The sequence below is a fragment of the Buttiauxella sp. AC038 genome, assembly GCF_979253565.1.
The window spans coordinates 1,012,917-1,024,498 of sequence record NZ_CEEDCQ010000001.1 but is presented as its reverse complement, the minus strand read 5'-3'; the positions used below and the strand labels follow the sequence as shown (position 1 = coordinate 1,024,498).

At 50.6% G+C, this 11,582-nt stretch carries 13 protein-coding genes; 1 reads left to right on the top strand and 12 read right to left on the bottom strand.

Annotated elements, in window-relative coordinates; genetic code table 11:
* Positions 1 to 15: 15 nt before the first annotated feature.
* The 12 genes from rpoS to cysD all read right to left on the bottom strand — a co-directional run bounded on the left by rpoS (position 16) and on the right by cysD (position 10,269).
* Positions 16 to 1,008 (bottom strand): RNA polymerase sigma factor RpoS, encoded by a 993-nt coding sequence (rpoS, locus tag AC0IXI_RS04755; RefSeq protein WP_034497934.1) that lies wholly within the window; start codon positions 1,006 to 1,008, stop codon positions 16 to 18.
* 182 nt (positions 1,009 to 1,190) lie between these two features.
* A complete protein-coding gene (gene nlpD, locus AC0IXI_RS04750; protein WP_471683197.1) occupies positions 1,191 to 2,276 on the bottom strand; it encodes a murein hydrolase activator NlpD in 1,086 nt (361 codons plus the stop codon).
* A gap of 180 nt (positions 2,277 to 2,456) precedes the next feature.
* A complete protein-coding gene (locus AC0IXI_RS04745) occupies positions 2,457 to 3,083 on the bottom strand; it encodes a protein-L-isoaspartate(D-aspartate) O-methyltransferase (RefSeq protein ID WP_064513306.1) in 627 nt (208 codons plus the stop codon).
* Positions 3,077 to 3,838, bottom strand: coding sequence for a 5'/3'-nucleotidase SurE (surE, locus tag AC0IXI_RS04740; RefSeq protein ID WP_424222893.1), 762 nt, complete (start codon positions 3,836 to 3,838; stop codon positions 3,077 to 3,079). Before surE ends, AC0IXI_RS04745 begins: the two co-directional genes overlap by 7 nt.
* Positions 3,839 to 4,186: 348 nt before the next feature.
* The gene (truD, locus tag AC0IXI_RS04735; protein WP_064513309.1) at positions 4,187 to 5,233 is read right to left on the bottom strand and encodes a tRNA pseudouridine(13) synthase TruD; all 1,047 of its coding nucleotides are present in this window, start codon (positions 5,231 to 5,233) and stop codon (positions 4,187 to 4,189) included.
* Complete coding sequence (ispF, locus tag AC0IXI_RS04730) at positions 5,233 to 5,712, bottom strand: 2-C-methyl-D-erythritol 2,4-cyclodiphosphate synthase (RefSeq protein ID WP_471681994.1); 480 nt, start codon at positions 5,710 to 5,712, stop codon at positions 5,233 to 5,235. Before ispF ends, truD begins: the two co-directional genes overlap by 1 nt.
* Positions 5,712 to 6,422 carry a 2-C-methyl-D-erythritol 4-phosphate cytidylyltransferase gene (ispD, locus tag AC0IXI_RS04725; RefSeq protein WP_471681993.1) on the bottom strand — a complete coding sequence of 237 codons (711 nt, stop codon included), beginning with the start codon at positions 6,420 to 6,422 and terminating at the stop codon, positions 5,712 to 5,714. Before ispD ends, ispF begins: the two co-directional genes overlap by 1 nt.
* A gap of 20 nt (positions 6,423 to 6,442) precedes the next feature.
* Positions 6,443 to 6,757: a cell division protein FtsB gene (gene ftsB, locus AC0IXI_RS04720; RefSeq protein WP_064513316.1), complete on the bottom strand. Its 315-nt coding sequence runs from the start codon at positions 6,755 to 6,757 to the stop codon at positions 6,443 to 6,445.
* Between the two features lie 184 nt (positions 6,758 to 6,941).
* The gene (locus tag AC0IXI_RS04715) at positions 6,942 to 7,265 is read right to left on the bottom strand and encodes a DUF3561 family protein (protein WP_134184418.1); all 324 of its coding nucleotides are present in this window, start codon (positions 7,263 to 7,265) and stop codon (positions 6,942 to 6,944) included.
* A 51-nt stretch (positions 7,266 to 7,316) separates the two neighbouring features.
* Positions 7,317 to 7,922, bottom strand: coding sequence for an adenylyl-sulfate kinase (cysC, locus tag AC0IXI_RS04710; protein ID WP_471681992.1), 606 nt, complete (start codon positions 7,920 to 7,922; stop codon positions 7,317 to 7,319).
* Positions 7,922 to 9,349 carry a sulfate adenylyltransferase subunit CysN gene (cysN, locus tag AC0IXI_RS04705; protein ID WP_064513322.1) on the bottom strand — a complete coding sequence of 476 codons (1,428 nt, stop codon included), beginning with the start codon at positions 9,347 to 9,349 and terminating at the stop codon, positions 7,922 to 7,924. Before cysN ends, cysC begins: the two co-directional genes overlap by 1 nt.
* An 11-nt stretch (positions 9,350 to 9,360) precedes the next feature.
* Positions 9,361 to 10,269, bottom strand: coding sequence for a sulfate adenylyltransferase subunit CysD (cysD, locus tag AC0IXI_RS04700; RefSeq protein WP_034497961.1), 909 nt, complete (start codon positions 10,267 to 10,269; stop codon positions 9,361 to 9,363).
* Between the two features lie 270 nt (positions 10,270 to 10,539).
* Between cysD and AC0IXI_RS04695 the strand changes: the two genes are divergently transcribed.
* Positions 10,540 to 11,580 (top strand): aminopeptidase, encoded by a 1,041-nt coding sequence (locus AC0IXI_RS04695; protein ID WP_064513324.1) that lies wholly within the window; start codon positions 10,540 to 10,542, stop codon positions 11,578 to 11,580.
* Positions 11,581 to 11,582 lie beyond the last annotated feature (2 nt).

Below are 11,582 nucleotides of genomic sequence, written 5' to 3'. Positions count from 1 at the left end.
TATTTGAAGAGTCGATTATTCGCGGAACAACGCTTCGATATTAAGCCCTTGCGTCTGCAAAATCTCGCGCAGACGACGTAAACCTTCTACCTGAATCTGGCGAACACGTTCACGAGTCAGACCAATTTCACGGCCAACATCTTCCAGTGTTGCAGCTTCATAGCCTAACAGGCCAAAACGACGAGCCAGTACTTCACGCTGTTTCGCGTTCAGTTCAAACAACCACTTTACGATGCTCTGCTTCATATCATCGTCTTGCGTGGTGTCTTCCGGACCGTTGTCTTTCTCGTCAGCCAGAATGTCCAGCAGCGCTTTTTCAGAGTCACCACCCAACGGGGTGTCTACTGAAGTAATACGCTCGTTGAGACGCAGCATGCGGCTGACATCATCAACAGGTTTATCCAGTTGCTCAGCAATCTCTTCCGCACTCGGCTCATGGTCGAGTTTGTGGGAAAGCTCACGAGCAGTACGCAGATAAACGTTCAGCTCTTTCACGATATGAATCGGCAAACGAATCGTACGGGTTTGGTTCATGATTGCCCGTTCGATGGTCTGACGAATCCACCATGTTGCGTATGTTGAGAAACGGAACCCACGCTCTGGGTCAAACTTCTCAACAGCACGGATCAGCCCCAGATTCCCCTCTTCAATCAAGTCCAGCAAAGCCAGACCACGATTGCTATAACGACGGGCAATCTTAACCACCAGACGCAAGTTACTTTCGATCATGCGTCGACGAGAAGCGATATCACCACGCAGTGCGCGGCGGGCAAAATACACCTCTTCTTCGGCTGTTAATAATGGGGAATAACCAATCTCCCCAAGATAAAGCTGAGTTGCGTCAAGCACACGCTGAGTGGCACCTTGTGACAACAACTCCTCTTCGGCTATGTCATTATCACTGGGTTCCTCTTCTACGAGGGCTTTTTCGTCAAAGACCTCAACTCCATTCTCATCATATTCCGCGTCTTCATTTAACTCGTTAACTTTCAGCGTATTCTGACTCATAAGGTGGCTCCTACCCGTGATCCCTGGGCAAAATACCTTTGCACTTCGTCCTTTAAACGATCTCCGCGTTGACTGCCTTCATTCACCCCAGTCACTTACTAAAGTAAGCTCACTGGGATTCACTCAGTTGCCGCCTTGATACCGCCTAAATTCCTATGTGCATTTAAAAGTACTTTGCCGGCTTATCGCTGCGGTAAATAACGCAGCGGGTTGACGGATTTCCCCTTGTAACGAATTTCAAAATGTAAACGTGTTGAACTGGTTCCGGTGCTACCCATGGTAGCTATCTTCTGCCCCGCCGTGATTTCTTGTTGTTCCCGGACCAGCATTGTATCGTTATGGGCGTAGGCACTCAGGTAATCATCGTTGTGTTTAATGATGATTAGATTACCGTAACCACGCAGCGCGTTACCGGCATACACCACTCGCCCGGAGGCGGTAGCAACAACAGCCTGGCCTTTGCTGCCTGCGATATCGATCCCTTTATTGCCACCTTCAGTAGCAGAGAAGTTCTCAATAACCTTGCCTTCAGTCGGCCAGCGCCAGGTTGAAATTGGCGCGCTATCGGACGTGCTGCTGGCAGTTGGTACAGTAGTCGTAGAGCTAACCACAGGTGTCGTAACCGGTGCTGTGACGACAGTCGCAGTACCTTTATTATTCGGCAACATTTTGTTAGCACTCTGTTCACCTGAATCCTCAGAATACGTAATTACAGGTTTAGAAGCAACCACCGCGGTGGTATTTTGCACAGGTGGCGGAGCGACGCCTTGCGCGCTGGCATCAGCCGTTGTGACCGCATTTCCGCCAGTGATTGGCGTCCCAGAAGAGCTGCCCACTTGCAGGGTCTGACCTACTTCTAAGCCGTACGGGGCCGGGACATTGTTGCGCTGGGCTAAGTCACGAAAATCGTTCCCGGTAATCCATGCAATATAGAAAAGAGTGTCGCCGCGTTTAACGGTATAAGTGCTGCCGCCGGCATAGCTGCCTTTCGGAATGTTCCCATACTTGCGGTTATAAACGATACGGCCGTTTTCTGTTTGAACTGGCGTTGAAACAACGGTCTGTGACTGTGTTTGCATCGGTTGAATTACTGGCTGCTGTTGTACAGGCTGAATTTGCGAAGTCTGACTTTGGGTGGACATTTTCGGTGGCTGGGTAATCAGCATTCCACCGGATGAACTACTACCGGCATTGCTGCTACCACCTACAGAACTAATAGGCGCCTGGCTGTTATTGCTGGTACAGCCAGCTAACCAAAGGCTAACCAGCGACAACGCTGCAATACGGCGTAAAGTAAAAGTTGGGCTTCCCGCGCTCATTTATCCCCCAAGAAAAACAATCATATGCTTATGAAAATACGGCAGAACTGGCGCTGACGGCCAGGCATCACTATCTTATGCGCGTTACGTTACGCCAAAACCCTTAGAAAAAAACAAGATATTTCCGGGTTATGCCAGCTCGCCCTTCACTAAGGGCACAAAACGAACGGCTTCTACCGTATCAATGACAAATTCCCCACTCTGGCGACGAATACGTTTAAGAAACTGCCGATCTTCGCCTACAGGGAGAACTAAAATTCCGCCTTCATCCAGCTGTGCTAAGAGTTCGCTGGGAATCTCCGGCGGTGCTGCCGTAACAATAATAGCGTCAAATGGACTGCGCGCATGCCAGCCCTGCCAACCATCACCGTGACGGGTTGAGATATTGTGCAGATCGAGTTGTTTTAAACGTCGCCTTGCGTGCCATTGCAGGCCTTTAATGCGTTCAACTGAACAAACATGATGCACCAGGTGCGCCAGAATGGCAGTTTGATACCCGGAACCCGTACCGATCTCCAGCACACGGCTCTCAGGAGTCAGTTCAAGTAACTCGGTCATTCTTGCAACCATATAAGGCTGCGAAATGGTTTGGCCTGAGCCAATGGGTAATGCAGTATTTTCCCAGGCTTTGTGCTCAAACGCTTCGTCGACAAATTTTTCCCGAGGCACCTGCGCAATTGCATCAAGAACTTTTTCGTCCTTGATACCTTGATTGCGTAGCTGTTCGAGAAGGGTTTGTACGCGTTTGCTTACCATTGCTCATCCACTCCTGACTTGCTCAACCAGTGGCTAACCACCTCACGAGCACTGTGGGCGGTTAAGTCAACATGCAACGGCGTAACCGACACATAACCTTCATCAACAGCGGCAAAATCGGTATCCGGGCCAGCATCAAATTTGTCGCCTGGAGGCCCAATCCAATACAGGGTATTACCGCGAGGATCTTCTTGCGGAATCACTTTATCGGAAGGATGACGGCTACCACAGCGGGTGACACGAATACCTTTGATTTGTTCAAGTGGCAAATCAGGCACGTTAATATTTAAAATGCGCCCTGTTCGCAGCGGCTCGCGCATCAGCGCTCGCAGAATCGTACAGGTTACCGCTGCGGCAGTTTCATAATGCTCATGGCCATTAAGAGAAACAGCCAGTGCCGGAATACCTAAGTGTCGCCCTTCCATCGCCGCCGCAACTGTGCCTGAATAGATAACGTCGTCGCCCAAATTAGGGCCGGCGTTAATCCCGGAAACAACCACATCAGGAGCCGGGCGCATCAAGGCATTAACGCCAAGATAAACGCAGTCAGTCGGCGTGCCCATCTGCACAGAAATATCGCCGTTTGCGAGAGTGAAAGTACGCAATGAAGATTCGAGCGTCAGTGAGTTTGATGCCCCACTGCGATTACGGTCGGGGGCTACCACCTGCACGTCAGCAAATTCCCTTAGTCGGGTCGCCAAAACTTGAATGCCCGGCGCGTTGACCCCGTCATCGTTACTCAAAAGTATTCTCATATTAAATTTAAAGCTTCTTTTATATGAAAAGGATAAAACCACATGTTGGCTCCAGGCATCTCAACGCTCTGGGATGTTTTACCCGTCAAAAACGGTCCAACCTGTTGTTTTATCCCATTCTGCTGATTTTAGTGCACCCGTAATGAAATTGTTGCAGTTTTTGTAACATTCACCACAAAGTCCTGTCCAGGGGCTACTATACAATCCAATGTTGACTAAATCACCTGCTGTGGTCTGAGGATTGCGCCGAAAACAAGAGGTTGAGGGACTGTCAGAGAAAAAATCAATGTGGAATTTAAAACAAAAAAAAGCGGGTAATGTCATTACCCGCTATGAATGAGTTCTACCTTACTCTGCAATATCCGCGTAATTACCCGGTGCGTTCATTAATTCACGCACCACGCTGGTTGCAAAACTGCCGGCTGGCAGCCAGAAATTCAGCTCAACGGTGATGTCATCCCACCAGCTCCAGCTCAACTCTTTGGGCATCACCAGCATGGCGCGGCGAGCCGCTTCAACACGCTCACGCACCAGCAACCCCTGCAAATCCGTTTCCCCAGCAACACAACTCTGTTCAAACTCCAGCGCGGCGTTTTGCGTGCCCCAGGAACCGTCACCCGGTAGCGGTGCAGTAATCAATAATTCACCGCTATCGACACGGTTTTGCAGCTCAGGAAGCTCTTCCTGCGTGGCAACAAACCAGCTCCCGCGCCCGGCAAGTTGCAGCGCATCACCATCGATAACCTGGTTAAAATCAGACTTTTTCAGCCTTTCGCTGACGATCTGGTTAAACATGGCGCTACGAGCAGCGGACAGATAAAAACTGCGCTTATTACGATCGCGGATAGGTGCATTGGTTTGCGCCCAACGCACAGCCTGGTGCAGGTTATTACCTGCAATACCAAAACGCTGGCTACCGAAATAATTCGGCACTCCACGATGCAAAATTGTATTCAAACGCTGCTCAATATCGGCACGGTCACTCACTTCACGCAGCACCAGCGTAAAACGATTGCCCTGCAAAGCACCGAGGCGCAATTTACGGCGGTGACGGGCATATTCCAGCACCTGACAGCCTTCAAGCTCAAACCCGCTCATATCCGGCATTTCTTTGCCAGGAAGGCGTACACAGAACCACTGTTCGGTTACTGCATGCTTGTCTTTCTGCCCGGCAAAGCTCACTTCGCGGGCTGGAACCTTCAGATATTTCGCCAGCGCGTCAGCAACAAAACGGGTGTTGCAGCCATTTTTCAGGATGCGTAACAGTAGTTGCTCACCGTCACCATCCGGCCCAAAACCCAGGTCTTCGATAACCACGAAGTCCTCTGGACTGGCTTTGATTAACCCGGTGCCTTGTGGTTTGCCGTGCAACCAGGTCAGATTCTGCATATCCATTATTTGCGCGCCTTATGCAGCAATGCGACCGCTTCGCAGGCAATGCCTTCACCACGGCCTGTAAAACCGAGCTTCTCAGTGGTGGTCGCTTTTACGTTCACATCGTCCATATGGCAGCCGAGATCTTCGGCAATAAACACGCGCATCTGTGGGATGTGCGGAGCCATTTTTGGAGCTTGGGCAATAATCGTCACATCGACGTTACCCAATGTGTAGCCCTTCGCCTGAATACGACGCCAGGCTTCGCGCAACAACGCACGGCTATCTGCACCTTTAAACGACGGGTCTGTATCCGGGAATAATTTGCCGATATCGCCCATTGCGGCAGCCCCTAACAAAGCATCGGTTAATGCGTGCAGAGCGACATCGCCATCCGAGTGTGCAAGCAGCCCTTGCTCGTAAGGTACGCGCACACCACCAATGATAATTGGGCCAGGGCCACCAAAGGCATGTACATCAAAACCATGTCCAATACGCATTATTTATTCTCCGTTTGGGTTAACCGCGTGAGGTAAAACTCCGCCAACGCCAGGTCTTCAGGACGAGTCACTTTTATATTATCGGCGCGGGCGCTAATTAATTCGGGATGGAAGCCACAATACTCCAGAGCCGAGGCTTCATCAGTAATCGAGGCATGCTCATCGAGTGCGCGCTGCAAGCAGCTACGCAGTAATTCCAGAGGGAACAGCTGAGGTGTTAAAGCGTGCCAAAGGTCTTCACGATCGACAGTATGCGCAATCAGTGCTTTACCCGGTTCGCCACGTTTCATCGTGTCACGTACCGGAGCTGCCAGAATACCGCCAATTTTGCTCGTCTCAGTGATATCCAGCAAACGGGCTAAATCATCCTGATGCAGGCAAGGGCGCGCCGCATCATGCACCAGAACCCATTGCGCATTTTTCACCACGTTCAGTCCGGCAAGCACCGAGTCAGCACGCTGTGCACCGCCGTTTATCACGGTGATATTTGGGTTAGAGGCAAGGGGCAAAGAGGCAAACCAGCTATCGGTTGGGCTAATGGCGATAACGACATGAGCCACGCGTGGATGAGCCATCAGGCTCGCCACTGCGTGTTCAAGAATAGTTTTATCGCCGATTTTTAGATATTGCTTAGGACATTCCGTTTGCATGCGGCTGCCGATACCTGCTGCCGGCACCACGGCAATTACGTCCGGGGAGGAGTCTGCCATGTAGATTCACTTACGCTTGATTATCGATTGTTCTGCCCGGCACTGTTAGTTAAGCGCTTAGAGCTATCGGGTACCAGGCGGTAGAAAGTTTCACCCGGCTTGGTCATGCTTAATTCATTACGTGCACGTTCTTCAATGGCTTCCTGCCCGCCATTAAGATCGTCAATTTCCGCAAACAGCTGATCGTTACGCGCTTTGAGTTTAGCGTTCGTCGCCTGCTGCGCAGTAACGTCGTCATCTACTCGCGTGTAGTCATGTACGCCGTTTTTTCCAAACCACAGCGAATACTGCAGCCAGACCAACAAGGCCAGCAATAGCAGCGTTAGTTTACCCATCCTGCCCCCTGAAAAACGGCACAATCATCGCACAAAATTTTATCGAGCTTCGCTCTGGGCACAAGGTGGCCCTTCGTATTTGCGGCAGAATTTATCACAGAAAGCGCCAACATGCGCGTTTGCAGGTGAGTTAGCGGACATGCAGCGATAAATAGTCTGTTACGGTTTGGCGAATATTTTAAGATTAACCCATCAGCCATAAGAAAAGGATGCCAAACATCAGCGTTACGGCAAGCACCGTAGCAATGCAGCTAAAGATCAAACGGCCTCGTAGAAGAGAGTGCAGCGCAATTCCCACGACGACCGCTACAGGAAGTAAAGCGAGGAAAAATGGCCAGGTATAGAGGAAGAAAAACAGCGTGTTAGGGCCATAAATCAGGAAAGGAATACCCAGCGCCAATAGCCATGACAAAAAACCGATGAACGCGCCGGCCAATGACCAGGTTGTCTCTTCGGTACCAGGGCTTGCTTCAGCCGATGTAATTGCCATGTTAGTGCCATTGCGCATAACGAATCCGTAAACCCTGTAATCCAGTCGCATAACGCGACTGGTTATCTCTCAGGTTTTGATAATAACGTCACGACGCAACAGGTCTAATAATTGGGCTATCAAATTTGTTACTAATTGTTCGCCGTCTAAGTGTATTTCCGGATTCACTGGTGCTTCATAGACTGAGTCAATTCCGGTGAAGTTACGCAGCTCGCCCGCACGGGCTTTTTTGTATAAACCTTTCGGATCGCGCGCTTCGCAGATAGAAAGTGGAGTATCAACAAACACTTCGATAAACCGCCCTTCTCTAACACGGTCGCGCACCATTTGCCGTTCCGCACGATGTGGCGAAATAAATGCGGTTAGCACCACCAGCCCGGCATCGACCATTAAATTGGCGACTTCGCCAACACGACGAATGTTTTCTTTACGATCGGCATCGCTAAAACCCAAATCGCTACACAAACCGTGACGCACATTGTCGCCATCAAGTAAGTATGTGCTCACACCAAGCTGATGGAGCGCTTCTTCAAGCGCTCCGGCAACAGTCGATTTGCCCGAGCCCGAAAGCCCGGTAAACCACAGCACCGCGCCCCGGTTCTGGTGTAGTTTTTCACGCTGCTCAACCGTGACCGGATGGGCGTGCCAGGCGACGTTTTCGTCGTGCTCAGCCATTATTTGCCTCCCAGCAAATCGCGTGCACCCCAGTGTGGGAAGTGGCGACGCACCAGCGCATTCAATTCCAGCTCAAACGCGCTAAACGCTGACGGCTCCTGATACACCTCTTCTTGCGGCTCACGCACCATGCCAGCGCCAACCGTCACGTTGGTCAGACGGTCGATGAAAATCAACCCGCCAGTGACCGGGTTTTCCTGGTACTTATCCAACACCAGCGGTTCATCAAAGGTTAAGTCGACCAGGCCAATACCGTTCAGCGGCAGGCTTTCCACCAGACGCTGTGTCAGGCTGTTAATTTCGACCTGGTAGTGAATGTTGTCGACACGCGCACGGGTTTTCTTGCCGGCGACTTTGATGTCATAGCTTTGCCCCGGCACCAGCGGTTGTTCAGCCATCCACACCACATCGACTTTCGCCGTTTGTACCGCAGGCTGCGTGTCATTTGCATCAACCAGCAGGTCGCCACGGCTGATATCAATTTCATCTTTCAGCACCAGCGTAATGGCTTCGCCCGCAGCAGCTTGTTGCAAATCTCCATCAAAAGTGACGATTCGCGCAATGGCTGACTCAACGCCCGATGGCAGAACTTTAACGCGTTGCCCAACTTTCACGATACCCGATGCCAGGGTTCCGGCATAACCACGGAAATCCAGATTTGGGCGGTTCACGTACTGCACCGGGAAACGCATCGGCTGTTGCTCAACGATACGCTTCACTTCAACCGTTTCCAGAAGCTCCAGCAGCGTTGGGCCGGTGTACCACGGCATGTTCGAACTTTGCGTGGCAACGTTGTCACCTTCCAGTGCTGAAAGCGGTACAAAACGAATATCCAGATCCGCAGGAAGCTGCTCGGCAAAGGTCAGGTAATCTTGTTTGATCTGCTCGAAAGTCTCTTCGCTAAAGCTCACCAGATCCATTTTGTTAACCGCAACGACCAGATGCTTGATCCCCAAAAGCGTAGAGATAAAACTGTGGCGGCGCGTTTGATCCAACACGCTCTTACGCGCATCGATCAATAAGATCGCCAGATCGCAAGTCGAGGCACCGGTCGCCATATTGCGGGTGTACTGCTCATGCCCCGGGGTATCAGCAATAATGAATTTACGTTTTTCGGTGGAGAAATAACGGTAAGCCACATCGATAGTAATGCCCTGCTCACGCTCGGCTTGCAGACCATCCACCAGCAATGCCAGATCTAGTTTCTCGCCCTGCGTACCGTGGCGTTTGCTGTCGGTGTGCAACGATGAAAGTTGGTCTTCATAAATCTGACGCGTGTCATGTAGCAAGCGACCAATTAGCGTACTTTTACCATCATCCACACTGCCGCAGGTCAGAAAGCGCAGCAGGCTTTTATTTTGTTGTGCGTGCAGATAGGCTTCAACGCCGCCTTCATCAGCAATTTGTTGTGCAATAGTGGTGTTCATCTGGCGGCTCCTTAGAAATAACCCTGGCGTTTTTTAAGCTCCATCGAGCCTGCCTGGTCGCGGTCAATTGCCCGCCCTTGACGTTCACTGGTGGTCGAAACCAGCATCTCTTCGATGATTTCCGGCAATGTCTGCGCTTCGGATTCAACGGCGCCGGTCAGTGGCCAGCAGCCGAGGGTACGGAAGCGCACCATTTTCTGCTCAATCACTTCACCTGGCTGTAAATCGATGCGGTCATCGTCAACCATCAGCAACATGCCATCGCGCTCCAGCACAGGACGCGGTGCTGCCAGATACAACGGAACGATTTCAATATTTTCCAGGAAGATGTACTGCCAGATATCCAATTCGGTCCAGTTAGAAAGCGGGAACACGCGAATGCTCTCACCTTTATTAATCTGGCCGTTGTAGTTGTGCCACAGTTCAGGACGCTGGTTTTTTGGGTCCCAGCGATGGAAACGGTCACGGAACGAATAGATACGTTCTTTAGCACGGGATTTTTCTTCATCACGACGCGCGCCACCAAAAGCGGCATCAAAACCGTATTTACTTAGCGCCTGCTTCAGACCCTCAGTTTTCATGATGTCAGTATGTTTAGCGCTGCCATGCACGAATGGGTTGATGCCCATCGCCACCCCTTCCGGGTTTTTATGCACTAACAGCTCAAAACCGTAGTTCTTCGCGGTACGGTCACGGAAGTCGTACATCTCACGGAATTTCCAGCCGGTATCAACATGCAGCAGCGGGAAAGGAAGCGTGCCTGGGTAGAAGGCTTTACGGGCCAAATGCAACATCACCGAGGAGTCTTTACCGATGGAATACATCATCACCGGATTGGCAAATTCGGCGGCGACCTCACGGATAATATGGATGCTTTCCGCCTCCAACTGCCGCAAGTGTGTAAGTCGTTTCTGGTCCATAAACTTCCCTTAGCCGAGGTTTAGTACGGAGGGTCATAGAACCTCCGTTTAAAAATTCATTAGGGGACTATACGGCTGAGGATTATTTGTAATGAAATTACGAATTGGAATGAGTAGTTCCACAAAGGAATAACGCCATGGAAAAGCAAATAACAAAATGTGCTGAACCAGCGATTTAACGTGGCTTTCAGAGCAATTGAAATTGTGTAACGTCCGTCACAGTTTCATACTATGCGTGCAAAAAATTTTCCTGGTTGAAGGACCTCCACTATGTTTTCCGCAATGCGCCACTCGCTAACCAGCCTGGCGTTAAGCATTTGCTGTACCTTGCCCGCAGTTGCCAACACAACGCCAATGGGCAAAATTGCCAGTCAACAAACACGCCACATTGCTACGGTATTCCCAGGACGCATGACCGGTAGCCCCTCGGAAATGCTGGCCGCAGACTACATCAAGCAGCAATTTAGCCAGCTTGGTTACCAAAGCGATATTCGCCGCTTTAACACTCGTTATTTGTACACCACCAAAGATGGTCATCAGAGCTGGCATAACGTTAGTGCAAGCTCTGTCATTGCCGCACGTGAAGGAATTGAGCCGCAGCAAATCATTATCATGGCGCACCTCGATACCTATTCACCGCTCAGTGATAACGATGTAAATAACAATCTTGGTGGTTTAACGCTGCAAGGTGTTGATGACAATGCTTCAGGGCTGGGCGTTATGCTTGAGCTTGCAACGCGCCTGAAAGATATTCCAACTCGCTATGGCATCCGTTTTATCGCCACCAGTGGTGAAGAAATTGGCAAACTAGGTGCGGAAGATGTTCTTAAGCGCATGTCGGCCAGCGAGAAGAAAAATACATTGCTGGTGATTAATCTCGATAACCTGATTGTCGGCGATAAACTCTATTTCAATAGCGGTAAATCAACACCAACCGCGGTCAGTAAACTGACGCGCGATCGTGCATTAAAACTGGCGCGCCAGTTAAATGTTAAAGCCGCGACTAATCCAGGACTAAATGCCAAATATCCGAAAGGAACCGGTTGTTGTAACGACGCCGATGTGTTTGATGAAGCCGGCATTCCCGTGCTTTCTGTTGAAGCAACTAACTGGTCATTGGGCAAGAAAGATGGTTATCAGCAACGAGCGAAAAGCAAAGCCTTCCCGGATGGAACCAGTTGGCATAATGGCTTAATCGATAACCAACAGTATCTGGATAAGTGGCTACCAACGCGCATCGAGAAACGCAGCCATGATGTGGTGCGAGTGATGCTGCCACTGGTGAAAGAGCTGGCAAAAGCGAAGCAATAACC

Coding starts and splice junctions, on each gene's coding strand:
- ispD (WP_471681993.1), bottom strand. CDS start 6,422: ATGGCAGACTCCTCCCCGGACGTAATTGCCGTGGTGCCGGCAGCAGGT.
- cysD (WP_034497961.1), bottom strand. CDS start 10,269: ATGGACCAGAAACGACTTACACACTTGCGGCAGTTGGAGGCGGAAAGC.
- cysN (WP_064513322.1), bottom strand. CDS start 9,349: ATGAACACCACTATTGCACAACAAATTGCTGATGAAGGCGGCGTTGAA.
- truD (WP_064513309.1), bottom strand. CDS start 5,233: ATGGATATGCAGAATCTGACCTGGTTGCACGGCAAACCACAAGGCACC.
- rpoS (WP_034497934.1), bottom strand. CDS start 1,008: ATGAGTCAGAATACGCTGAAAGTTAACGAGTTAAATGAAGACGCGGAA.
- AC0IXI_RS04695 (WP_064513324.1), top strand. CDS start 10,540: ATGTTTTCCGCAATGCGCCACTCGCTAACCAGCCTGGCGTTAAGCATT.
- surE (WP_424222893.1), bottom strand. CDS start 3,838: ATGAGAATACTTTTGAGTAACGATGACGGGGTCAACGCGCCGGGCATT.
- AC0IXI_RS04715 (WP_134184418.1), bottom strand. CDS start 7,265: ATGCGCAATGGCACTAACATGGCAATTACATCGGCTGAAGCAAGCCCT.
- ftsB (WP_064513316.1), bottom strand. CDS start 6,757: ATGGGTAAACTAACGCTGCTATTGCTGGCCTTGTTGGTCTGGCTGCAG.
- ispF (WP_471681994.1), bottom strand. CDS start 5,712: ATGCGTATTGGACATGGTTTTGATGTACATGCCTTTGGTGGCCCTGGC.
- AC0IXI_RS04745 (WP_064513306.1), bottom strand. CDS start 3,083: ATGGTAAGCAAACGCGTACAAACCCTTCTCGAACAGCTACGCAATCAA.
- cysC (WP_471681992.1), bottom strand. CDS start 7,922: ATGGCTGAGCACGACGAAAACGTCGCCTGGCACGCCCATCCGGTCACG.